This window comes from Phycisphaeraceae bacterium (assembly GCA_019636735.1).
In the GTDB taxonomy this organism is placed as follows: Bacteria; Planctomycetota; Phycisphaerae; order Phycisphaerales; family SM1A02; genus VGXK01.
In genome coordinates this window covers 132,557-155,545 of sequence record JAHBWY010000006.1, presented here as the reverse complement: position 1 = coordinate 155,545, position 22,989 = coordinate 132,557, and the positions used below count along the sequence as shown (strand labels likewise).

Sequence of the window (22,989 nt, the reverse complement as noted above, 5' to 3'; positions counted from 1 at the left end):
GAATCAAGGTGATGGGACCAGGCTTGAAGTGGACAAGGTGTGGCCTTCGACGGGGTGGCTTGGCCGAGGGACAGGCGACATCGGCGGTGGCCGATTGCGGTGACTCGGGTCTTGGCGACCCGGCGACAGTCGGGCGATCGGCAGGCGCGTGGTCACCTCTGGCGCGCTCCCTTCAAGTGATCGGCGGGAGCCTCGCGGTCGTCGCCCTCGCCGTCGCTGCACTCCAGGCGACACCGCGCGCCACGGCGGCTGAGGAGACGGCATGGGGCGAGTGGGGCTGCGGCCGCATGATGGAAGTCGCCGGGGAGCGGGGGCGCGGAGCCTTCGACCCTGCGACCGGAGCGGACAATCGCAACTGGGCGCCCGATCCGCTCGTTGAGTACCGACACCTTCGGCTTGATCTCGACTTGGTCGACATGGACCGCGCACGCTTCGAAGGCTTGGCGACCTATCGGATCGCGCCGATCGGCGTGCCTGTGCAAGGCCTCACCCTCGACTGCGCCGGTCTCGATGTGAAGTGGGTCCGCTGGGGCAAGGGCATGGCGAACGCCGGGGAGGAGATCGAGTTCTTCCACGATGGTCCAAAGCTGGGGATCCGCTTCGCCGAGCCATTGCCGCCACGCGAAGTCGAAGTCGCGATTCGCTACTCGGGCGACCGGCCGGCGCAGGGGCTCATCTTCACGCCATCACTCGGGTCCGGCGAGGGGACCGATGCGCCGGAAGTGCATTCACAGGGGCAGGCGGAAAGCAATCACCACTGGTTCCCATGCCACGACTTCCCGAATGTTCGTGTGGCGGTGGATTTCTACATCACGGCCCCGAAGGGGCTGCTGGTTTCAGGGAACGGAGCGTTGATTGAGCGGCGAGATTCGCCGGTCGGCGGAGTGACGGGCGCTGCGCCGGTGGGCGAAGCCCGCGAACTCTGGCATTGGCGGCAGGCGGAGCCGATCGTGCCCTACCTCGTGGCGATCGTCGCGGGGCGCTTCGCGCGCGTGCCGCTTGAGGCACCCGAGTCCGGGGTGTCGATGCATGTCTGGGTGCCGCCGGAGCGCGAAGGCGATGTCGAGCGCACCTTCGGCAACACCGACGCGATGATGCGCCTCTACGAGCATGTCTTCGGACAGAGGTACCCATGGGCGCGCTACGACCAGCTTGTCGTCCGCAACTTCGGTGCGGGCGGCATGGAGAATGTGGCGGCGACCACGCTCCACCCGGGCTCCCTCTTCGATGAGATCGCGGGTGAGGAGGAGGATCTCGACGGCCTCGTCTCCCATGAGCTCGCGCATCAGTGGGCAGGCGATCTGGTCACCTGTCGAACATGGGCGCACATCTGGCTCAATGAGGGGTGGGCGACCTATGCCACCGCGCTCTGGTTCGAGGAGCGCGACGGCGAAGTCGGCTACTTCGATTCGATGGTCGGCAACTTCGGTGTCGCGCAGCGCGACTCGACCAACAACCAGCTTCCGATGGTGAGTCCGATCTATCGCAATCCGTGGGAGACCTTCAGCCGTGCAGCCAATCCCTACACCAAGGGGGCGAGTGTGCTGCACATGCTGCGGGAGCGGCTGGGTGAGGAGATCTTCTATGACGGCACGCGCCGCTACATGGCCGCGCACGCAGGCGGGCTCGCTGAGACCGATGACTTCCGCAAGGCTCTCGAAGCGGCATCGGGCACCAGTCTCGAGTGGTTCTTCGATCAGTGGTGCCTGCGGCCGGGCTCGCCCAATCTGAAGGCGACCGTCAGGTACGACGCGGAGTCGCGGGCGCTCACTGTCCGCGTCGAGCAGACACAGAAGATCGACGAGCGCACCCCGGCCTTCCGCTTCGATCTGCCGATCTACATCGAGACGGCGAGCGGGGCGAGGACCATGCCTTGGGAGATCCGTGAGCGCGTTGCGGAGCGCCGCTTCGATCTCGACGGACCGCCGACGATGGTGGCGATTGATCCGCGCTTGGCCACGCTGAAGACGCTCGAAGTGGACATGGAGACCAAGCTGCTCACGGCGGCGGCGTGGCGCGGCCCTACGCAGGCGGCGCGGCGGTTTGCGATTGATGCACTGGCGTCCCGCAGCGAACCCGCATCACTCGACATGCTCATGGATGTTGCCACGGCGGTGGGGGCGCCGCGCACCAGTCGGCGCCGCGCAATCGAGGCGCTTGCGGATTTCGGAACTCCGGAAGCGCTTGCAAAGCTGATCGACCTCTTCGATCGCGGGGAGGCCGATCCGCGCGTGCGACTGGCGCTCGTTCGCGCCTTGCAGAAGCAGCCGAAGGATGATGCCGCAGAGCGCCTCGAGAAGGTGGCGCTGCATGATCGCAGCTACCAGTGCCGCGCCGCCGCAGCGAGCATCTTGGGATCGATCAAGGCGAGTGATCGGGCGGAGGTGCTCCTCACCCTCACGAAGCAGCCGAGTCACCAGGAGCGCATCAGGGGCGCGGCGATCGAGGCGCTCGTGGCCATCGAGGACCTTCGGGCGATCGAGCCGGCGCTCGCCTTGGCGGCGCGGGGCAACTTCGATCGGGCTCGCCCCGATGCGATCCGCGCCCTCGCGAAGCTGGGCGGCATGGCCGAGTCGGCCGACCGGGACCGCATCATTCAGGCACTCCTGCCGATGCTCGATGACCCCGAGCGTCGAAGCCGCGACGCGGCGGGCGAGGCGCTCGCCACGCTTCGTGCGACGGAAGCCACCGATCGACTCCAGGCGATCGCCTCAAGCGACCGTGACCCGGGGCGGCGAGAGCGAGCGGAGCGATGGCTCAGGGCGATTCGCGGCGAAGAGCCTGCTCAAACGCCGTGAGCTGCTCAGGCGTGTCGATTCCGTGCACGGCTGCTTCGGCCACGGCGACTGCAATCGGATAGCCGTGCTCGATCGCCCGCAGTTGTTCGAGCTGCTCCGTGCGCTCGAGCGGTGACTCTTCGAGGGCGACGAAGGTGGCGAGGAAGGGGCGTCGGTAGGCATAGAGACCCACATGGCGCAGCAGCGCCGCGTGGGTCGAGTCGGCTGCGTCGCGAGGTTGATCGTCGCGTGCAAAGGGAATCACACTTCGCGAGAAGTAGAGGGCCCGGCCGCGGCGATCGACAACAACCTTGACAAGGTGCGGGCTCTTCGGATCTTCGCCGTGCGAAAAGGGTGACGCGATGGTCGCCATCGGCACGCCCCGGCCCGCGGCGCGAAGCGCCTTGACGGCGCGCTCAATCAGCGACGGTTCGAGGCCAGGCTCATCGCCCTGCACATTCACGATGACATCTTCGTGGAGGGTCGCCGCGACTTCGGCGATCCGGCTCGTTCCGTTGGGATGATCGCCCCGAGTCATGACAACCTCGCCGCCGAAGGCCTTGACGGCGGTCGCGATTCGTTCATCGTCGGTGGCGACGATCACGCGCCGGGCGACCGTCGCGGCTCGCTCGTGCACATGCTGGATCATTGGCTTTCCCAGGATCGGCGCGAGCGGCTTGCCGGGAAAGCGGCTGCTGGCGTAGCGAGCAGGAATGACGACGGCCACATCTCGCATGTTGGGCTCACCACCTGCCTGGGTACCGGCGCGGAGGCCGGCGATGCCGGAGCTCAGCTCAGATCCTTGAGGAGCCCATCGAACTCCTTGCGCTTCGCACGGATGTCGCGGAAGGAGATGTCGCGCCGCATGATGACCGAGCAGATCTCCACGGCTTCTTTCGCCAGCGCGATGCTCTTCTCCTGCTTCGCCTGGGCGGCCAGGCTGGTCATGAGGTCATAGCGGATGTCGAGCTCGAGTTCGCTGGTGGTTGCGTCGATAGCGCTGATCGCCTCTCGGAACTCACCAATCGCCTCGTTGTGCCACCCCTCGGCGGCGAAGCAGCGGCCCAGCATCTGAGCGCCATAGACGCGCAGTCGCGGCTCTTCCTTGGCCGCTTGGAAGAAGGCCATGGCATCCTCGATCTTGCCGAGTTCGAGGGCGACGCGACCCGCTTCCGCGCGGAGCTTGCGATCAGTCGGATACTTGGCAATGCGATCGGTGTAGTCCGCGAGCTCCGTTTCGAGCAGGCGGCGGCGCGCGGCGGCTGCGGCCTCGGTTGAGGCGGCGTCGGCGGGGTTGGCCGACGCAGACTCCTCGAGCGCCTTCACTTCGCGCCGCATGTGTGTGAGCCGAATGTCATTGGCCGCCGCTCGCAGCGCAAAGTCGCTGGTTCGAGCGAAACCCGCCTCGTACACCTCGATCGCCTTGAGTTCCGCCTCGGGCGTCTGCTGCCGCTTGAGAAGCTGCGCGTAGCGACGGATCGCCTCGAGCGAAAGAGGATTCTCCTCGAACTCCTTCTTTGCTCGCTCGAGGTTGCGCGACTCGATGTCGGCGTTGCCCGAGAGGCTCTCCGCCTCTTCGAGGGCGCGTTGCTTGTCGGCGTCTCGGATGTTGGCGCGGAAGCCGCCCTCCTGGTTCGCATTCTGCTGATAGCCGCCCTGCTGGATGGCACGCTGAGCGGTGAGCTGCTTGATCTCATCCATCAGCTTGCTGTCGGAGGGATCGAGTCGATAGGCCTCCTCCGCGCAGATCATCGCCTCGTCCCAGGCGTTGACCCCTTCGAAGGCATTCTTCGCCTGAATGAGAAGGCTCTTGTTCGGCTTCTTCTTGAGTTGCACGCGGACCAGGTTCAGCACCTTGGGTGCGGCCCATGAGCCGAACTCGCTCAGGTCGACACCGATCTCGGCCACGCCGACGCCGCGCTCCAGCATGCGCAGTGCGCCCTGCGCGTTGTTGAGGTCCTTCATCCACGCGAACTCGGCGGCGGCAAAGCGGCCGACGGCTGTGCCGTCATCGATCTGCCTCAGGTCCTTGCTGCTCGCGGCGCGCCCGCCGCCGGTCACATAGCGGACGGCGGCTTCATACATGTGCTGGTGCGCCACCATGTTGGCCGGGTCGAGCCGAATGCCCTGGGCGAAGAGGAGCAGCGCGTAGTCATAGCTCGACGAATTCGCCTGGGTCTCGGCGTGCTCGAGGAACTTCCGAGCCTTGTCGGGCTGCGGCTGGAAGCCCTTCGATGCGCTGCCGCCACTCTCGCTCTTCTTGAACTTGAAGAACACGCGGACTCCTTCGGGGACTCGCTGGGACAACCGTGCCTGCACCCGGCGGCTCCGAGGCGCGCAGGCGCTTCGAATTGCCGGATGGAGCAAGGTATGGCGGCCGTGCCGCTGGGTCAACGCGGGCACGATTCCGGGGCCTTTCGAGCGTCGCGTAGCATGTGGCCGTGAAGGAGATCGCCACGCGCAAGATCGTGCTCTATCCCGCCCCGGTGCTGCGACGGAAGGCCATGTCGGTCGCGACCGTCGATGACTCCATTCGAGCGCTGGTGGAGGACATGTTCCGCGTCATGCGCGATGAGGAGGGGGCGGGCCTGGCTGCTCCACAGGTCGGCGAGAGTCTTCGCATCTTCGTGACGGAAGCGCGGCCCGATGAGCGGGAGGAGGCGGGTGTCTACATCAATCCGATCGTCGAGAAGGCGGAAGGCGAACTCGACTCGATGAACGAGGGGTGCTTGAGCCTGCCCGAGATTCGAGGGGACATCAGGCGACCGTTGTCAGTCACGCTCTCATGGAGCGACCTCGACGGCGTTCGGCACCAGCGTACGCACTCGGGAATGCTCGCCCGCGTCTGGCAGCATGAGTGCGATCATCTTGATGGCGTGCTCATCATCGATCGCATGGCACCGGCTGACCGGCTTCGCGCCCGGAAACCGCTCAAGGCCCTCGAGCGTGATGCGGCGCAGTGAAGTGAGAATGGCACTCGTGAGCCGAGGTGCGCAGCAGTGACCGGCGGTGAGCCCAAGGGTCCGCCGATCGTCTTTCTCGGGTCGGGGGCGTTCGGCCTGCCCGGCCTTGAGAGCCTCGCGGCCACGGGGCGTGTGGCGCTGGTCGTCTCGCAGCCCGATCGCCCCGCGGGGCGAGGCCAGCGCTCGCAGGCGACGCCGATCTCGGAGCGAGCTTTGGCCCTTGGGCTTCCGCTTCTTCGCAGTGAGAATGTCAATCTGGCGCCGGACCTCGATCGCATCAGGGGCGCCGCGCCGATCTTCGTCGTGATCGCCTTCGGTCAGAAGCTTGCGCCGGAGTTCGTCGAGGGTCGTTTCGCCATCAACCTGCACGGCTCGCTCCTGCCCCGTTGGCGCGGTGCGGCACCGATCCAGCGTGCGGTGATGGAGGGTGACCGCGAGGTCGGCGTGACGGTCATTTCGATTGCCGAGCGCATGGACGCGGGTGTGATCTATGCCTCCGCGACGACGACGGTGGGCGCCGCGGAGACGGCGGGGGAGCTGCATGATCGGCTAGCGCAGCTCGGGCCCGCGGTGATCGACGAGGTGCTGGCGAAGCATGCGGCGGGCGCGGTGCATGGAGAGGCTCAGGACCCCTCGCTCGTGACGCGCGCGAAGAAGCTCTCTCGGGCCGATGCATGGGTCGATCTGTCACAGCCGGCGAGGCTGGTGGCAGCGCGGATCAATGGCCTTTCCCCGTGGCCTGGATGTGAGGCGACGATCGATGGCGCGCCCATCAAGCTCCTGCGGGCGAGAGTCGTTCGGGCGGGCGGTGGGAGCGGAGTCGAGGGTGGTGTTGCTGGTAGTGGAGGCTCTGTCGGCGGTGGGAGCGGAGTGGAGGGTGGGAGTTTTGCGGGCGAGGCGCCTGAAACGGTCGGCCAGCGCGCGGCGGGCCTCTCCGCGATTGGCACCACTCGAGGCGACGGGATCGTCCGCTGCGGAGAGGGCGAAGTTGAACTTCTCGAAGTGCAGCCGCCCGGAGGTCGCGTCATGTCATTTGAGGCTTGGCGACGCGGCCGTGCCCGGGGCGAGTCGCCGACCGCGGGCGTGCTTCAACTCCGCTCCGAACCGCGAGTGTGACGGCTCAAGCAAAGAAATCGACCATGGAGCGCTGTCGCACGACGACCAGCTCGGTTGCCGCGTGCATGGCCCGGGCGCTCGCTGCGGCAAGCGGCGCGGCGCCCGCGTCATCGCCCTGCGTGGGGCGACCGACGGTCATCGAGCCGGGCACCGGCTGGCTGAAGGGCTCGGACGCAACGGCGGCGCGTGCCGCTGCCGCGTTCGTTTCGGACACGGTCGCCCGACGGTCGAGGGCGCTCTCGAATCTGTTTCGCTCGAGGAGCGAGCGCGTGGCTTCAAGAGCCATGTCCGAGGCGCCAAGCTCGTTTCGCAGTCGCTCGACCTCAGCGAGAGCGCGCTCTTCCAGCATTCGATCGGCGCGGAGCATGGCTGCGTCGGCTGGCTTCACTCCGTGATGCCAGCAGTCGACGCGAGCAGGGGGTGCGGGTGGAGGTGGAGGCGGCGGCATCGGCGGCGTCTGAAGCGCCGGATGCAGCGACTGAACAGGAACGACCAACAGAACCGCCACGCCTCTACTGTGATGAGTGCAGGCCGGAACATGAGCCGAAATGCGACAAAGTGCCGGCGATGCGGTCACTCTGGTCCGGCCGTGCGGGTTGTGCGGTCTCCGGGGCCTTGCTCGCCTATGCCCGCAGGATCCGCCGTCGCTCCGCGTCGATGGACCGCAAGGGCATCCGAACATGAGCGCGTCACGCCAGGGTCCGCTGCAGCGCAGATACCGGCGCCGAATCTCGATTGCGTAGGGTCCGCGGGGTCGTGAGCGCGAGCGCCGCGCAGGTCAAGACGAGCGGGATGCACAGGACGAGTCGGAGCTTCCCAGAGTCGACTCGCCGCTGAGCGGACGCGCATCGCTGTGTCCACGGGCGATGACTTCTCGAGGTGAGAGCGCATGAACAGCGCCACGGGGCTTGTGTCCCGTGGCGCTGCGACTGTCCCGGAGTGTCGTGGGCGTTGCGGATGGATCAGAGGTACTGGAAGCGGCGCAGATGCCGCGGATCGGGACGGTGAAACCGGTGCGGGTTCGTCATGAAGCTCTCTCCCGCAGGTGAGGACCAATGCGGAAGCGTCCATGGGCTGGGCTTCGTGAACAGCATGAAGGACGCGAGCTCCAGGCCCGATGCTTCGAAGTCCTGACTCGAAGCACACGCCGGTGCATTCGGAGCGACCGAGACCTCGTCAGCGGCATTGCCCAGGATGGTGCAGTCGCGCTGCACACCAAGCACCAGGGCCACAGCAGCGGCAAGCGAGAGTGAAGCACGGACAATCGTGATGGTCCTCATGGCAAGTTCTCCTCAATCGGATTGGTAAGGGCGGCCCGCACATTGCGTGCCGTGTCAATGATCGCGACATCATTCGGCAGACTCCGCCAGGAATCCGGCATCTCCTCGCATTCGGTCCGTGCACTCTGAATCCAGTCGATCCGGCAGATCTGCAGCCAACGGGCGACCGGCTCGGACACTCTGATGTGCAGTTGAACTCTCAGATGTTGCGCGGCCGACCACACCTCCACAAGCGCTGCCACCAGCTTGGTGTCCGCGGCCGTCACCCAGGTGAGTTCGATCATCATTCGCGACTCGACCCGCAGCATCGTTCGGCAGGCCACGAGAAGAGCTCGGATGCGTCCCTCCGAGGTCAGATCTCCGATGGGAACGACAATCGCCATGGGAGGATCAGAGACCCGAGCGCTGATGTGCTGTGCTGTGGTCACCACGGGTCACTTCTCCCTCAAGCGGGCGAGGGCGGCTTCCCCAGCCGACCCATGAACTGCCCCTGAAGTCACGCGACAAACGCTGGCGAAGTCCGCAGGTTGGGCCCGCCCCGAAGTTCAGTATCAAGGCCTATAAGCACTGGCGCTGCGATGTCGTTCGCGGGACTGGCCGGGCCGGAGGGAGAGATGAGGCTGCGGCACGCTTGTGCAGCGATGGCCGTGTGGACCGATGAGAGCGATCCCTTCCGGCACCAGCAGCGAATCAGACCAATGCCGCACTCGCCTCATGACTTGGAGCATGGCTGCATGGTGCGACCCGCCGAGGTCGCAGGCCGATCGAGTGCCGGAAGCTCCAACGAATGCTCGCTCGGGTGCAGCCGGTCCCTTGATTGGCAGGAGCGCGTCTCGACCGAACCATCGCCTCTATCATCGACGCCCTCGCCGCCGCAGCTCATGCCGTCATGGCTGCCCTCGTTGCCGCAGTCATCGCTTCCCTCAGCGCCGCCATCACTTCCGCAGTCGTCGCCGACATTGCTGCCCTTGTCGCCGCAGCCAATGCCATCATCGCCCTCATCGCCGCGCCCATCTCCGCCGTCATGCACCGCACGCGCACGCCAACTTCGCAGCTCGACTACTCGCTCGATCCGGAGCGCATCGCGCGCGAGCCGGTCACACCGCGCGACTCCGCTCGCATGATGGTGGTGCATCGCGATGCCGATCGCGTCGACCATCGCACGGTGCGTGACCTGCCGGATTACCTCGGCGCGGGTGACTTGATTGTCATCAACCGCACGCGCGTGCTCGCCGCCCGCCTCAAGTTCCGCAGGGAGCGCGACGGGAAGTCTTTCGAGGGGTTGCTCGATGCGCCGCTGGGAGGCCGTTCGTGGCGCGCTCGAATCAAGCACTCGAAGCGTCTCAATCCCGGCGATCGCCTGCGCGTCGAGCCGCCGGGAGAGCTGGACCCCCATGCCCAACCCCAAGCCCAGCGCCGAGCGTCGCCCGATGCGACTGTCGTCATTGAAGGCCCCGACGCTGACTGCACCGCCATCCGCTTTGAAGGGGATGAACCCATCGACGAACTCGTCGAGCGCTGCGGCTGGACTCCGCTGCCCCCCTACATTCACCGCGCCCGTCAGGCGGATCATCGGCCCGACGACGGCGCCATCGATCGCCTCGACCGCGAGCGCTACCAGACCGTCTACGCCCGACCCGACGGGCATGGTTCGATCGCCGCGCCGACGGCGGGATTGCACTTCACTCCTGAACTGCTCGAGGCGCTCCGAGATCGCGGGGCGACCTTCGCCGATGTGCAACTGCAAGTGGGGGCGGGCACCTTCAAGCCGGTCGAAACCGAGTTTGTCGACGATCACCCCATTCACTCAGAGTGGATCCACATTCCGGGCGAGACGCTCGATGCACTCGCCGCCAAGGAGCCGAGTCGTCGGGAGGGGCGGGGGAGGGTCGTCGCCGTCGGAACCACCTCGGTGCGCACGCTCGAGAGCCTGCCGTGGCCTCCGGACGAGGCGTGGCTCACCGCAGGGTGGTCCACGGAGAGTTCGCTCATGATCCTCCCTGAAACGCCCATCCGGCGCGTCGATGCGCTGCTCACGAACTTTCACCTGCCCCGATCGAGCCTGCTCGCCCTGGTCGCCGCATTCGTCGGACTCGAGCGTCTCCACCGGCTCTATGCCGAGGCGCAGCGGGAGCGTTACCGCTTCTTCAGTTTCGGGGACGCCATGCTCATCCTCTGAAACCCTCTCGGGGGTCGAACTCAGGGGTGCGGAAGACCTCGCTTCACCCCCGAGCTGCCGCCGCCCGGCGCATGCGCCAGCAACGCGGGCCGCACCACACGGGCCGTGCCCGCCCCCCCGGACTTCGCGCCGCTCCGACCGGAGTGAGCACCGCCGGCGCGGGGGACGCGGAACCTCGTCCAGAAGCGGCGTCCGCTCTGTTCCATTTCGACCGCGAAAGCCGATACAACTGCCGCAAGGTTTGGCGACGGAGCGCGTTCCAGGTGAGGTCGTTCGATGAGGCTGAGTGAACTGATCGAGAAGGTCCCGGGGCTCGCGTGGCACGGCAGCGCCGCCGCGGGAGGCGACCCCGAGGTCACCCATGCGACCGATGATTCGCGGCGCGTCGGGCCCGGTTCGATCTTCATCGCGCGGCCGGGGCAGCGTGGTGATGGCGCGAGCTTCATTCCGCAGGCGATTGCGCGCGGTGCGGTGGCGATTGCCGCGAGCGATGGAGTGATCTCGCGTTGGCGTGCGAAGGCCGAAGTCGCGTCAAGCGGCGTGCGATGGGTGTCGACGGCAACCCCGGCGCGAAGCGCTGCGCTCATGGCGCATGCCATTGCCGGCTGGCCGGGTCGCTCGATGAAGCAGGTCGGTGTCACAGGCACGAACGGCAAGACCACCACCGCCACACTCACGCAGCAGATTCTTGCGGCGGCGGAGTGGCGCTGCGGCCTGATCGGCACCGTGAGCATTCACGATGGTGTGCGCTCGACACCGGCGACACTGACCACACCCGATGCGGAGTCGATCGTCGCCGCGCTCAGTGCGATGCGGGCCAACGGCTGTCGCGCGCTCTCGATGGAGGTCTCGAGTCATGCCCTCGACCAGGAGCGCAATGCCGGGCTTGACTTCGACGCCGCGATCTTCACGAACCTGACAGGTGATCACCTCGACTATCACGGCACCATGGAGCATTACGCCGCGGCGAAGGCACGGCTCTTCGCCTCGCTTCGTTCTGACGCGCTGGCGATCGTCAACGCGATGGACCCGTGGCATCGCCGGATGCTTGAAGATTGTTCGGCGCGGGTGATCCTCTGCGAGATCGTGGAACAGGGGCAGGTGGCCCGGAGTGATGCGATGGGGCGAATGAACGCGCAGGACCGCAGCGCGGCGGGGCTTGAAACGGCGAGCCCGGCTGGGCGAGGGAGCGCGGGAGGAAGTGCAGTAGCCCATGGCACCGCGCAGGACACGGCGGCGAACCCTGCAACTGGAACTGCGCCCGCGAGCGCTCGGCTCGCTCGCGCGTCGGTTGAGATCCACGAGATGACCATCGCCGGCGCGGCGCTCACCTTCCGAGGGCCGTGGGGGGAGTTCCGGGCAAGCGTGCCCTTCACCGGTCGACACAATGCGATGAATGCACTTCAGGCCATTGCCGCGGCGCACGCCATCGGCCTCGATGCACGGACACTTCAATCGGCCGTGACTTCACTTGCCGCGCCACCCGGACGACTGGAGCCGATCACCGCGATCGATGCGCCCTTCCAGGTCTTCGTCGACTACGCCCACACCGACGATGCGCTTCAGAATGTCCTCTCGGCGCTGCGGCCGCTGGTGACGCCACCGGCTCGACTCCGGGTCGTCTTCGGCTGCGGCGGCGATCGTGACCCGACCAAGCGCCCCCGCATGGGGCGCGTCGCATGCGCCGGCGCCGATCTCGTGACCGTGACCAGTGACAATCCTCGCAGCGAGAATCCCGAGGCAATCATCGACGCGATCATGCAGGGTGTCGAGCCGAGCGATCGCTCACGGGTGGAGCGTCAGGTCGATCGTGCCCTCGCCATCGACGCGACGATTCGCGCGGCGCGTCCCGGCGATGTGGTCGTGATTGCAGGCAAGGGCCACGAGAACTATCAGATCATCGGCGGCGAGCGGCGCCACTTCGATGATGGCGAGGCGGCGCGCGAATCGCTCGTGCGACTGGGTGTTGGTGTACGCCCGGCACGAAGTGGCGCGGAGTTGTCGGAGTGTGCCTCATGATGGACCTCACCTCGGAAGAGGCCGCGGCGGTGGTCGGCGGGCGCTGGCTCTCACCGCCGCCCGAGGGCGCTCTCCGCGGTGTCGGGATCGACTCGCGTGAATCGCTCGACGGGTTCCTCTTCGTGGCGATCCGGGGGGAGCGGCTCGATGGCCACGACTTCCTGGCCGACGCGTTCGTGCACAGGGCTCGCGCGGCGCTGATCGAACGGCCACTGGCGCAAACGCCGGGCCCGTGCCTGCTCGTCCCATCGACGCGTGCGGCCCTTACGGCGCTCGCCCGGCACACGAGGGAGTGCTTCACCGGTCGCGCGGCAGCGGTGACCGGAAGCTGCGGAAAGACCACGACGCGCCGACTGATCGCCTCGATTCTCGAGCAGATCGGCCCGACGGTGCAGAGCCCCAGGAGCTTCAACAACGACCTTGGTGTGCCGCTCACGATCCTCGCGCTGCGGTCCCATCACAGGCACCTCGTCGCCGAGGTGGGGATGAACGCGCCCGGGGAGATCGAGCCCTTGGTTCGACTGGTGCGTCCGCATGTCTCAGTCATCACGATGATCGGACATGCGCACCTCGAGCGCCTCGGCTCGGTTGAGGCGATCGCGCGCGAGAAGGCATCAATCGTGACGGGACTCGAGCCCGATGGCACGGTCGTTCTTCCGGCCGCGAGTGAGCTCGCGACTCACGCGGTGAACGAGGCGCTTGAACACCACGGTCGTTGCGCTTCGACGCCGCGCCTCACCTTCGGATTGCGGCAGGGTGATGCGAGACTCCTCTCTCGCTCCGCAGGCCCCGCGGGCGATGACATCGAGATCGCCGGGCCGTGGGGCGTCCTTCACCTGCGTCTTGCGCTCTCCGGTGAACACAACGCGATGAATGCCGTGGCCGCCGCCGCTGCCGCTCATGCACTCGGCGCCAACGCCGACGCGATCCGGGACGGCCTCATGGCCGTGCGCCCTTCGGAGATGCGTTTCGTCCGTGAATCGCTCGGCCGGTTCACGCTTCTGAACGACGCCTATAACGCGAATCCCGAGGCGATGCGCGCCTCAATCACCGCCTTCGCAGAGATCGAGCGTGGTGCCACGCGCCGGGTGACGCTTCTGGGTGAAATGCTCGAACTCGGAGCGCAGAGTCACGCGCTTCACGAATCGCTCGGGACCTGGCTCGCCTCAGCGATGGCGGGCGCACCGCCCGACCTTGCGATCTTCGTCGGCGAAGGGAGCGCCCCGATGGCCGAGAGCTTCCATCGCGCCGCGCCGGGCGCGCCGCTCGTGCGTCTGCCGGACACTTCATCGGCCAGCGTCGAGACGCTCCTTGCGGCGCTCCGGCCGGGAGACTCGGTGCTCGTCAAGGCTTCGCGTGGCGCAGCGCTCGAGAAGCTCATCGCCGGCCTGCGCGAGGAGTGTCAGGCTTCGGCGACGGCGTCGGGCGGAGGATCTTCGTCGGGGGTTCGCCGCAAATGATTCCGCGCGTCGTTGAGCTGCTTCAGGAGACCCTCCAGTCGTGGGGGCTCTCGGCCGTGGTGCGGCTGATGATGCAACTGGAGTTCCGCGCCTTCGCCGCGGTCATCTTCAGTTTTGCCGCCGTCATGCTCGCGGGACCTCGGGTCATCGAGCGATTGCGGCGCCTCAAGATCGGTGACAACCCCGAGTTTCATCGCTCCGATCTCAATGAGCTCATGAAGCAGAAGAAGGGGACGCCGACGATGGGCGGCCTCCTCATCTGCGGCTCGGTGCTGCTGACGACGCTGCTCTTCGCCGATGTCGTCCACAACCGCTACATCCATGTCACCCTCGCCGTGCTCATCTGGCTGGCCGTGGTCGGCGGCTTCGATGATTGGCTCAAGTTGACCGCGGCGCGACGGGCCGAAGGTGCGCGTGACGGCCTGCTGGCGTGGGAGAAGCTGCTTTTTCAACTCGGCATCGGCCTGATTGCTTCGTGGTTCATCTACCACGCGAGCATGCTGCCTGACGGCCATGTGCTCAACCTTCCATTCCAGCGCACGCATCCGCCGACGGCGGCCGAGCAGTTCCTTCAGGCGCTTCCGCTTGAGCCGGGCGTGCTGGTGCTGTCGCTGCCGCTCTTTCTCCTCATCGGCACGCTCTTCATTGCGTACACCTCGAACGCGGTGAACATCACCGATGGCATGGATGGTCTCGCGGGCGGGGTCATTCTGGTGGCGAGCTTCGCCATGATGCTTCTCTGCCTGATCGCCGGTTCGCAGAGCCATGCCTACACGCTGAACCTGCCCTATGTGCCGGGCACCGCCGAGCTCATGGTGATGGCGGGGGCGATGGCCGGCGCGACACTCGGCTTCCTCTGGTTCAACTGCGCCCCGGCGAGCGTCTTCATGGGTGACACCGGCAGCCTCGCGATGGGCGGTGTGCTCGCGACGATGGCGGTCGCGATCAGGCAGGAGATCCTGCTGATTCTCATCGCGGGCATCTGCTTCGCGGAAGCGATGAGCGTGATGCTCCAGGTCACTTGGTTCAAGAGCACGCGCCGCATGTTCGGCGAGGGGCGTCGACTCTTCCGCTGCTCACCCATCCATCATCACTTCCAGCTCGTCGGATGGACCGAGACGCAGGTCGTGACCCGCTTCTGGCTCGTCAGCGTCATGCTGACGATGATTGCGCTTGCCAGCCTGAAGGTGCGCTGACGGCGGCGCGGCGCGTGGTCGGGCCATCGCGACGACGAGTAGCCGGGGGCGGGAATGTCGCGCCGGTCCTCCAAGTCGATCAGGCCTGGGCGATGTAACACGGGCGGCGGCACCGCCGCCGTGGCCGTGCTCAACCGCGACACATCAACCGCTACGCCTCAACCGCTACACATTGAAGAGGAAGTGCACCACATCGCCATCCTGCATGATGTAGTTGCGCCCTTCGCTGCGGAGGCGTCCGGCGTCGCGGATCGCCTTCTCACTGCCATGCTCCTCGAGGTCCTTCACGCCGTAGCACTCGGCACGGATGAAGCCCTTCTCGAAGTCGGTGTGAATGACACCCGCAGCCTGCGGCGCGGTGTCACCCTTGTGAATGGTCCAGGCACGAATCTCCTTCGGACCCGCAGTGAAGTAGCTCTGAAGCCCGAGCAGTTCGTAGGCCGCACGCGCCACGGAGGCGAGCGCCGGCTCCTTCATGCCGAGGCTCTCGAGCAGTTCCGCGCGATCGCTCTCGGAGAGCTCCGCGAGTTCCGCCTCGATCTTCGCGCAGACGGGGACCACGCGGGCGCCCGCCGCTTCGGCCGCCTGGCGAAGGCGCGTCGCAAGTGCACCCGTCCCGTGCAGATCGTCCTCGTCGACATTGGCGATGAAGAGCACGGGCTTCGCACTGATCAACCCGAACTCGCGGAGGAGCTTGAGTTCCTCGGGAGTCCATGAGCCGCGCCGGAGCGGTCGCCCGGCGTCAAGTTCCGTGCGCGCCTTCTCGAGAAGAGAGACCTTTGCGATCGCCTCCTTGTCACCGCTCCGGGCAATGCGGCGGTTCCTCTCAAGGATGCCGTCAACGACCTGGAGATCGGCGACCATCAGCTCGGTGTCGATCGTCTCGGCGTCTCGCACCGGGTCGGGCGAGCCGTCGACATGGGTGACATCGGGGTCCTCGAAGCAGCGGACGACATGCAGAATCGCATCGACCTCTCGAATGTGGCTGAGGAACTTGTTCCCGAGGCCGGCGCCTTCACTCGCACCGCGCACGAGGCCGGCGATATCCACGAGGCGCACCGACGCGGGAATCACCTTCTGCGTGGTGATGTAGCGCTGGAGCACGCCGAGGCGCGCATCAGGCACCGGCACGACGCCGACATTGGGCTCGATGGTGCAGAAGGGGTAGTTGGCCGCCTCGATCTTCGCCGCCGTCAGCGCATTGAAGAGAGTGCTCTTGCCGACATTGGGAAGTCCGACGATGCCGCATTCCATGAGTCGTTCCGGGGAGGTGTGGTCAACCGCTCGTCCTCGTCACCGCCAAACACCCTGCGGCCGACGAGCCCGAGCCTGGCGCAGGGGGCCGACAGGGTAACGAAGGGAAGGGCGTTCCGCGTGTAGCCGCCGATGAGGTTCGACCGATACGCTTCAATCACCTGTGCACCGCGGTTTCGACCCCTCTTCCTCGCTCTTCCGTTTCGGCATGTTTCACCGTCGCCTGGTGGCGATCGGCGTGATCGTGGCGCTGGCGTTCACCGCGATCGGCGCGAGGATCTGGAGTCTCACGATCTCCGAGGGGCAGGAGCGGCTGGCCGAAGCGGAGTCGAGGCTGGGGCGCACGAAGCTCCTGCCGACCGTGCGCGGTCGCATCACCGATCGACAGGGGCGCGTGCTCGCCGAGGATGTGCCCGCCTACGGCGTCGCGATCGAGTTCGCGGCAATCGACGGTCGATGGGTGCGGAGCGAGGCGAGACGCCTCGCGCGGCGCGAACTTGGTGCGGCGACATGGTCGTCGCTCACTCGACGCGGGCGCGAGGCGGCGGCCGAGCGCTTCGAGCCGCTCGCTCAGCGGCAGTTCGATGAGGTGCTCGACGAAGTCTGCCGAACGACCGGCCTGCCGCGCGAGGAACTCGATGCCCGGCTCGATCGTGTCTACGAGGAGGTCACCCGTCGCGCCGCCGTCGTGCGCGAGCGGCAACAGCGCGCGTGGGTGGCGCGCTACGGCGACGGGGCGCTCGAGACCTTTCGTGCCGATCCGATCAACGAAGAGCGCCGCGCGCACGAGGTGATTCCCGAGGTGAGCGACAGCACTGCTTTCGCCTTGCGCCGATTGGCGGACGCAGTGCCTGGCATCGTGACCGTCACCGACAGCGTGCGACGCGTCTATCCCCGGCGAACCGCGACCATCGAGGTCGATCGCAGCACCTTCCCGTCGCCGCTCAGGAGCGCGAGGCCCGTGTCGGTCACCGTCGATGGTGTGGCCGAGCACATCGTGGGGCGCTGCCGCACGGAGACCTGGCGCGAGGACCTCGAACGGCGCCCCTTCATGCGTCCCGATGGACAGGAGGACCTCGGTGGCTATCGACCGGGCAGTGATCTGATCGGTCACTCGGGGGTCGAGCGCACGCAGGAAGAGGTGCTGCGCGGCCTTCGCGGGCGCGTCACCACGCGCCTCGACAGCGGCGCGGAGGAGCGGAGCGATGCCGAGCCCGGGCGCGACCTTCAGCTCACGCTCGATATCGCTCTCCAGGCGCGCGTCGAGGCGCTGCTTGACCCGGCGGTCGGGCTCACGACGCGGCACCCCTGGCATGACGCGGGTGCTGGCGAAGATGAGTCGCGCTCAACGGGATTTGCCGAGGGAACGCCGCTCGCCTCCGCCGTCGTCGTGATCGATGTCGACCTCGGCGAGATTCTCGTTGCCGCGTCGTGGCCGCCACCGAGTCTCGCGGCGTCACTACCTCCGGGAGAGCGAGAGCGACTTGCTCCCGGAATCCACCGCGCGATCGATGGCATCTACTCACCTGGCAGCATCCTGAAGCCGCTCGTCTACCTCGCCGCCACCGCCGAGGGCGCCTTCCCGATCGACGGAACCGTGGCCTGCCACGGCCACTTCTTTCCCGACAATCCGCAGGTGGCGCGCTGCTGGATCTTCCGGCCGCGCTACGGCATGGGGTCTCACACGGCGCGAACCGGCGGAGCACTCACCGCCGCCGAGGCGCTTGCGCGAAGCTGCAACATCTACTTCTACACCTTGGCGCAGCGCCTTGGACCGGAGCGCTTCACCGCGTGGATGCGGCGCTTCGGTCTTGGGGCACCGTTGGGGATCGGGCTGCTGCGCGAGGTGACTGGGACCGACGGCTCGACGCGCATGATCGGTGAGTCGGGAGGTTCGCTCCCCACCGAGGCGATGGTCTCCTCCATGCGTGAGCGACGCGATGCGCTGACGCCGATCATCCTCGGCATCGGGCAGGGGCCCATCGCATGGACGCCGCTTCAGGCGGCGAATGCGTACGCCACCATCGCACGCGAGGGTGTCCGGCGCGATGCGACGCTCATTCGAGCGCCGCGCGAGGCGATCGAGGCGTCGCGGCCGCACGAGGCGCCCGGTGAGGCGATGGACTTTCCGCCGCGCGCCGTAGCGCAGATGATCGATGGCCTTCGTCGCGCGGTCGAAGCGTCCTACGGTACGGCCCATCATCTTCAGTTCGGCGAGGCGCGTGAGCCGATCTTCGACACCCCGGGGGTGCGTGTCTACGGCAAGACGGGGACGGCGCAAGCGCCGCCCTTGCGCCTCGACATCGATGGTGACGGCACCGTCGATCGCACGATCTCGGGGCTCGATCATGCGTGGTTCGCGGGGCTTGTCGGCGATCGAAGCCGCGATCGGCCGCGGTATGCGATGGCCGTTCTCGTTGAGTATGGCGGCTCGGGCGGCAAGGTTGCCGGGCCGGTCGCCGCGCAGGTCATTCGCGCGCTCGTTGAGGAGGGGTATCTCGAAGCCGACTCGCCGCGGCGCTCCGACCGGAGGCCGCGCCAGTGAGTTCACAGGCGCTGCCTGTTCCGTCGCTGCCATCGAGAGCGTTCGGCGTGGCGCCAGCCGCCCGCCATGCGCGCGGCCTTGGACGGGGGCGCGTCAACTGGCTCACCCCCGCGTGGCTGGTGGTGATCGCGGCGCTCTTCCTGAGCGTGATCGGCGTGGAGGCGATCGGCACGACCGATCCCGGGCGCTCCGCGCGGCAGGCGCTCTTCATGGCAGTCGGCCTCATCGCGTTGCTTGGCGTGACGGTGCTTCCCGAGCGCTGGCTTCGCCGGGGTGCCTGGTTGGCGCTCGCGGTGGCGATCGTCCTGCTCGTCTTCGTGATGCTTCCCGGGATCCCCGAATGGATCGTCCGCCCGCGCAACGGATCGCGCCGTTGGATCAGTCTGGGGTTCACCGATCTTCAGCCGAGCGAACTTGCAAAGTTCGCGTGGTGCCTGGTCATGGCCGATTGGCTCCGGCGCGGTGATGAGCATCGACGACTGCCGGGGCTTTTCGTGCCGTTTCTCATCACGCTCGTGCCCGCGATCCTGATTCTCATCGAGCCCGATCTCGGAACGACACTTCTCTTCGTCCCCGCGCTCTTTGCAGTCATTCTCGCCGCAGGAGCGAAGAAGCGCCATGTTGCGGGAATCCTCCTGGCGTGCGCCATTGCGGCGCCGCTCACCTATCCCTTCCTCAGGCCGCACCAGCGCGAGCGCATTGATGCAATGGTGGCGCAGATCCGGGGCGATGATCGTTTCGCGCAGGACATCGGCTTCCAGGCCGATCGCGCGATGACGGTCGCGGGCGCCGGTGGCGCCTGGGGCGTTGGGCAGGACCACGCCCGCGCGCTGATCATCCACAACGCGCTGCCCGAAGAGCACAACGACATGATCTTCGCGGTGATCGTCTGCCGCTGGGGTGCAGTTGGCGGTGCGCTCGTGGCATGTGCGGTGATTCTCTTCGTTGCAGCGGGACTCTGGACGGCGGCGATGTCACGCGACCCCTTCGGACGATTGGTCGTGGTGAGCGCGGTGGCGCTCATGGCGACGCAATCGACGATCAACATCGGAATGACCGTCGGACTCCTTCCGATCACTGGCATGACGCTGCCCTTCGTGAGCTACGGGGGAAGCAGCATGGTCGCCTCATGGATGCTGGTCGGGCTGATTCTCTCGGTGGGATTGCAGCGCCCGAGGTACTTCGAGCGCCCGAGCTTCGAGTTCCGCGAGGCGTGAGCCTGGGGCGGCGTATCCTCTCTCCGCCAGATGCCCATGCAGCCGCCGGACCAGGCCTTCGAAGGTGCCCTCGCCGAACTTGGCGTGGAACTCGACTCGGGCGATCGAGCCCGACTCGGCGACTATCTCGCGCTTCTCTATCGCGAGAACGAGGTGATGAACCTCACGCGCGTGCCCGTTGAACAGGCGTGGATGCGCCACATCTTCGACAGTCTGACACCGGTGCCATGGCTTGCGTCGCTCGCCGAGGAAGTGGGCGGGCCATTGAAGGTGCTCGATGTCGGAAGCGGCGGTGGACTCCCCGGCATTCCCATGGCGGTGGCGCTCGCATCGATCGCGCCGGGCAGCACCGTGACGCTGCTCGAGACGACGGCCAAGAAGGCCGCGTTCCTTCGGCGGGCCGTTGAGGCGCTGCGGCTCGAGGGTGTGTCAGTCGACGCGCAGCGCGCCGAGACGGCGGCGCATGACCGGGGCCGCCATCGCGAGCAGCACGATGTCGTCGTGAGCCGGGCCGTGGGCGCGATGCCGGTGCTGGTCGAGTTGACGCTGCCATTTGTTCGCCCGGGTGGCATGGCGATCTACATCAAGGGCGAGCGCGCCGAGGCGGAAGTGGAGGAGGCGCGCTTCGTCATCGGGCACCTCGGAGGCGCGGTCGCCGAGCTTCGCCAGACTCCGACGGGCACGCTCGTGCGGCTCTCCAAGAATGCGCGCACGCCGCGCACCTTTCCGCGACTGCCCGGTGAACCGGCCCGCCGGCCGCTGCTGGGGCCCGGACGCCGGGCACCGCGCTCCGCGTCATCACCCGCGAAGGCTCCATCGATCGAGCGCCGTGGGCACGCTGCGCCCCGGGCGAAGGCCCCGCGTGGTCGACGGCCTCCGGGAGGGAGAGCGCGTGGCTGAGAGCGCACCCATGGTCACCGCGGAAGCGCTGCTTTCTGAAGCGGGCGCGGTCGCGCGTCGACTTGAGGGATTCGAGGTTCGACCTCAGCAGATGGCGATGGCCGCGGCGGTCCGCGAGTGCATGGCGAAGCGCGGGCGTCTGCTCGTCGAAGCGGGCACCGGCGTCGGCAAGAGCTTCGCCTATCTCATTCCCGCCATCGAGCGCATCGTTCGCTCCGGAGAGCGCGTGGTGGTCGTCACCCACACGATCAACCTTCAGGAGCAGCTCATCGAGAAGGACATTCCGCTTCTCAACGCGGTGATTCCCGAGGAGTTCAGTGCGGTCCTCGTCAAGGGAAGGGGCAACTACCTTTCGTTGCGACGCCTGCAACTGGCGAGCAAGCGCGCCGATCGTCTCTTTCCCGATGAAGAGGAGCGCCACGCGCTCCAGCAGATCGAGCAGTGGGCCTATGAAACGCGCGATGGTTCACTCAGCACACTGCCAGAGCTCGCACGGCCCTCCGTCTGGGAGCTCGCCCAGAGCGACGCGCACAATTGCATGGGGCGGCGCTGCCCCACCTATGAGAAGTGCTTCTATCAGGCGGCGCGGCGTCGCATGGAGCACGGTGACCTTCTTGTCTGCAACCATGCGCTCTTCTTCTCCGATCTGGCCATGCGATCGCGCGGCGCGAGCTTCCTGCCGGCCTACGACCATGTCATCATCGACGAGGCGCACGACGCGGAGATGGTCGCCTCCGAACACTTCGGCCTGCGCGTGAGCGAGGCAGGCGTGGAGCATCTCCTTCGCACGCTGCATCACTCCGGTCAGCAGCGCGGGGTGCTCGTGACGCTGAAGGCGAATCCCGGCGCGGATTCGATCATTGCCGAGGCGCTCACGCGCGTCTCCGATGCCGCCGAGGCATCTCGCGCCTTCTTCGACGGTGTCGCGGTGGACATCGGCGACAGCGATGGCGCCACGCGTCTGAGGTCGACGCTTGAAGAGGGCGCTCCCGCAGCGGAAGCGCTTGGCAGGCTTGCCGCATCGCTGCGCCTGCTGAAGGGACACCTGATTGATGAGGAGGACCAGTTCGAGCTGAACGCCTATGCGGTTCGGGCGACCGAGCTGGCCTCGTCGATTGAGATCCTTGCGTCGCAATCGCTCCCCGGGTGCGTCTACTGGGCGGAGCGCAGTGCCTCGGCGCGGCGGCGGGGCACCCGGCGCGGCTCAATGAGCCTGCGCTGCGCCGCCATCGATGCCGCGCCGATCCTCGCGGAGCATCTCTTCGGCCGCGACATTTCGGTCGTGCTCACGAGCGCCACGCTCACGACCGGGCACAGCGACTTCAGTCATGCCGTCGCCCGCTTCGGCTGCACCGATGCGGAGACGCTCGAACTCGGGAGCCCCTTCGACTTCGCGCGGCAGGTCCGCCTGCATGTCGACTCATCGATGCCGTCACCCGATGCGCCAGGATTCGTCGACGCACTTGTGCCGAGGGTTCGGCGCCATCTCCAGGCGACCGATGGCGGCGCGTTCGTGCTCTTCACCAGCTTCACGATGCTTGAATCAGTGGCGCGGCGCTTGGAAGACGAACTGGTTTCCAACGGCCACTCGGTCCTGGTGCAGGGGCGCGGTGTTCCGCGAGGCCTGCTGCTCAGGCGCTTTCGTGAGAGTGAGCGAGGCGTCCTCTTCGGCACGGCGAGCTTCTGGCAGGGGATCGATGTTCGGGGCCGCGCCCTGAGGAATGTCATCATCTGCAAGCTGCCCTTTGATCCGCCAGATCAGCCGTTGGTCGAGGCGAGGCGTGAACTCATCGAGGCTCGCGGCGGTCAGCCCTTCATGGATGATCAGCTTCCCCGAGCGGTTCTTCGCTTCCGACAGGGCTTCGGTCGGCTCATTCGATCGAGCACCGACACCGGGCGCGTGGTCGTGCTTGACCCGCGCATCGTGACCAAGCGCTATGGAAGGGCATTTCTTTCAGCGTTGCCCGAAGGGGTCACACCGATTGATGATGGCATCGATCTGACCTGGGAGGAAGGCGCAACAGGCGGCGACCCATGGGCGTCGGAGAGCGCGTAGGAGCTCTCTCCGCGCAGCCGAACTGGC

17 protein-coding genes are annotated in these 22,989 nt (G+C 67.0%); 11 read left to right on the top strand and 6 right to left on the bottom strand.

The annotated features are described in order from the left end of the window. Nucleotides 1–59: 59 nt before the first annotated feature. The gene (locus KF724_09985; protein ID MBX3356013.1) at nucleotides 60–2,798 is read left to right on the top strand and encodes a HEAT repeat domain-containing protein; all 2,739 of its coding nucleotides are present in this window, start codon (nucleotides 60–62) and stop codon (nucleotides 2,796–2,798) included. Here KF724_09985 and kdsB read toward each other — a convergent pair. Both kdsB and KF724_09975 read right to left on the bottom strand, forming a co-directional pair. Continuing rightward, nucleotides 2,758–3,513: a 3-deoxy-manno-octulosonate cytidylyltransferase gene (kdsB, locus tag KF724_09980; GenBank protein ID MBX3356012.1), complete on the bottom strand. Its 756-nt coding sequence runs from the start codon at nucleotides 3,511–3,513 to the stop codon at nucleotides 2,758–2,760. The genes KF724_09985 and kdsB overlap by 41 nt on opposite strands. Before the next feature lie 53 nt (nucleotides 3,514–3,566). After that, the gene (locus KF724_09975) at nucleotides 3,567–5,054 is read right to left on the bottom strand and encodes a hypothetical protein (GenBank protein ID MBX3356011.1); all 1,488 of its coding nucleotides are present in this window, start codon (nucleotides 5,052–5,054) and stop codon (nucleotides 3,567–3,569) included. A 164-nt stretch (nucleotides 5,055–5,218) separates the two neighbouring features. Here KF724_09975 and def point away from each other — a divergent pair, with 164 nt between their 5' ends. Continuing rightward, nucleotides 5,219–5,740, top strand: a complete 522-nt coding sequence (def, locus tag KF724_09970; protein MBX3356010.1) for a peptide deformylase — start codon at nucleotides 5,219–5,221, stop codon at nucleotides 5,738–5,740. A 36-nt stretch (nucleotides 5,741–5,776) separates the two neighbouring features. Then, nucleotides 5,777–6,856, top strand: a complete 1,080-nt coding sequence (locus tag KF724_09965; protein ID MBX3356009.1) for a hypothetical protein — start codon at nucleotides 5,777–5,779, stop codon at nucleotides 6,854–6,856. Nucleotides 6,857–6,860: 4 nt separating this feature from the next. Here the strand turns inward: KF724_09965 and KF724_09960 are convergent, their stop codons facing one another. The 3 genes from KF724_09960 to KF724_09950 all read right to left on the bottom strand — a co-directional run bounded on the left by KF724_09960 (nucleotide 6,861) and on the right by KF724_09950 (nucleotide 8,423). Next, complete coding sequence (locus KF724_09960; protein ID MBX3356008.1) at nucleotides 6,861–7,364, bottom strand: hypothetical protein; 504 nt, start codon at nucleotides 7,362–7,364, stop codon at nucleotides 6,861–6,863. Between the two features lie 454 nt (nucleotides 7,365–7,818). After that, the gene (locus KF724_09955; protein ID MBX3356007.1) at nucleotides 7,819–8,136 is read right to left on the bottom strand and encodes a hypothetical protein; all 318 of its coding nucleotides are present in this window, start codon (nucleotides 8,134–8,136) and stop codon (nucleotides 7,819–7,821) included. Next, nucleotides 8,133–8,423 (bottom strand): hypothetical protein, encoded by a 291-nt coding sequence (locus KF724_09950; GenBank protein MBX3356006.1) that lies wholly within the window; start codon nucleotides 8,421–8,423, stop codon nucleotides 8,133–8,135. Before KF724_09950 ends, KF724_09955 begins: the two co-directional genes overlap by 4 nt. A gap of 602 nt (nucleotides 8,424–9,025) precedes the next feature. Here KF724_09950 and queA point away from each other — a divergent pair. The 4 genes from queA (at nucleotide 9,026) to mraY (ending at nucleotide 14,990) form a co-directional block, all read left to right on the top strand. Next, a complete protein-coding gene (gene queA / locus KF724_09945; GenBank protein ID MBX3356005.1) occupies nucleotides 9,026–10,315 on the top strand; it encodes a tRNA preQ1(34) S-adenosylmethionine ribosyltransferase-isomerase QueA in 1,290 nt (429 codons plus the stop codon). Nucleotides 10,316–10,591: 276 nt separating this feature from the next. Continuing rightward, on the top strand, nucleotides 10,592–12,334 hold the full coding sequence (locus KF724_09940; protein MBX3356004.1) for a UDP-N-acetylmuramoyl-L-alanyl-D-glutamate--2,6-diaminopimelate ligase: 1,743 nt from the start codon (nucleotides 10,592–10,594) through the stop codon (nucleotides 12,332–12,334). Continuing rightward, nucleotides 12,331–13,794: a UDP-N-acetylmuramoyl-tripeptide--D-alanyl-D-alanine ligase gene (locus KF724_09935; protein MBX3356003.1), complete on the top strand. Its 1,464-nt coding sequence runs from the start codon at nucleotides 12,331–12,333 to the stop codon at nucleotides 13,792–13,794. Before KF724_09940 ends, KF724_09935 begins: the two co-directional genes overlap by 4 nt. Beyond that, a complete protein-coding gene (gene mraY / locus KF724_09930; protein MBX3356002.1) occupies nucleotides 13,791–14,990 on the top strand; it encodes a phospho-N-acetylmuramoyl-pentapeptide-transferase in 1,200 nt (399 codons plus the stop codon). Before KF724_09935 ends, mraY begins: the two co-directional genes overlap by 4 nt. Nucleotides 14,991–15,155: 165 nt before the next feature. Here the strand turns inward: mraY and ychF are convergent, their stop codons facing one another. Next, nucleotides 15,156–16,244 carry a redox-regulated ATPase YchF gene (ychF, locus tag KF724_09925; GenBank protein ID MBX3356001.1) on the bottom strand — a complete coding sequence of 363 codons (1,089 nt, stop codon included), beginning with the start codon at nucleotides 16,242–16,244 and terminating at the stop codon, nucleotides 15,156–15,158. 208 nt (nucleotides 16,245–16,452) lie between these two features. Here ychF and KF724_09920 point away from each other — a divergent pair, with 208 nt between their 5' ends. The 4 genes from KF724_09920 to KF724_09905 are packed head-to-tail and all read left to right on the top strand — an operon-like array spanning nucleotide 16,453 to nucleotide 22,962. Next, complete coding sequence (locus KF724_09920; protein ID MBX3356000.1) at nucleotides 16,453–18,789, top strand: hypothetical protein; 2,337 nt, start codon at nucleotides 16,453–16,455, stop codon at nucleotides 18,787–18,789. Continuing rightward, the gene (locus KF724_09915) at nucleotides 18,786–20,006 is read left to right on the top strand and encodes an FtsW/RodA/SpoVE family cell cycle protein (GenBank protein ID MBX3355999.1); all 1,221 of its coding nucleotides are present in this window, start codon (nucleotides 18,786–18,788) and stop codon (nucleotides 20,004–20,006) included. Before KF724_09920 ends, KF724_09915 begins: the two co-directional genes overlap by 4 nt. 36 nt (nucleotides 20,007–20,042) lie before the next feature. Beyond that, nucleotides 20,043–20,906, top strand: coding sequence for a 16S rRNA (guanine(527)-N(7))-methyltransferase RsmG (gene rsmG, locus KF724_09910; protein MBX3355998.1), 864 nt, complete (start codon nucleotides 20,043–20,045; stop codon nucleotides 20,904–20,906). Further along, nucleotides 20,899–22,962, top strand: coding sequence for a DEAD/DEAH box helicase (locus KF724_09905; protein MBX3355997.1), 2,064 nt, complete (start codon nucleotides 20,899–20,901; stop codon nucleotides 22,960–22,962). The genes rsmG and KF724_09905 overlap by 8 nt, the downstream gene beginning before the upstream one ends. The last annotated feature ends 27 nt before the right edge of the window (nucleotides 22,963–22,989 follow it).

What these genes read in the sequence shown, in the direction of transcription:
- ychF (MBX3356001.1), bottom strand. Translation starts at nt 16,244, where the DNA reads ATGGAATGCGGCATCGTCGGACTTCCCAATGTCGGCAAGAGCACTCTC.
- KF724_09935 (MBX3356003.1), top strand. Translation starts at nt 12,331, where the DNA reads ATGATGGACCTCACCTCGGAAGAGGCCGCGGCGGTGGTCGGCGGGCGC.
- kdsB (MBX3356012.1), bottom strand. Translation starts at nt 3,513, where the DNA reads ATGCGAGATGTGGCCGTCGTCATTCCTGCTCGCTACGCCAGCAGCCGC.
- rsmG (MBX3355998.1), top strand. Translation starts at nt 20,043, where the DNA reads ATGCAGCCGCCGGACCAGGCCTTCGAAGGTGCCCTCGCCGAACTTGGC.
- queA (MBX3356005.1), top strand. Translation starts at nt 9,026, where the DNA reads ATGGCTGCCCTCGTTGCCGCAGTCATCGCTTCCCTCAGCGCCGCCATC.
- KF724_09940 (MBX3356004.1), top strand. Translation starts at nt 10,592, where the DNA reads ATGAGGCTGAGTGAACTGATCGAGAAGGTCCCGGGGCTCGCGTGGCAC.
- KF724_09955 (MBX3356007.1), bottom strand. Translation starts at nt 8,136, where the DNA reads ATGAGGACCATCACGATTGTCCGTGCTTCACTCTCGCTTGCCGCTGCT.
- mraY (MBX3356002.1), top strand. Translation starts at nt 13,791, where the DNA reads ATGATTCCGCGCGTCGTTGAGCTGCTTCAGGAGACCCTCCAGTCGTGG.
- KF724_09920 (MBX3356000.1), top strand. Translation starts at nt 16,453, where the DNA reads ATGTTTCACCGTCGCCTGGTGGCGATCGGCGTGATCGTGGCGCTGGCG.
- KF724_09950 (MBX3356006.1), bottom strand. Translation starts at nt 8,423, where the DNA reads ATGATGATCGAACTCACCTGGGTGACGGCCGCGGACACCAAGCTGGTG.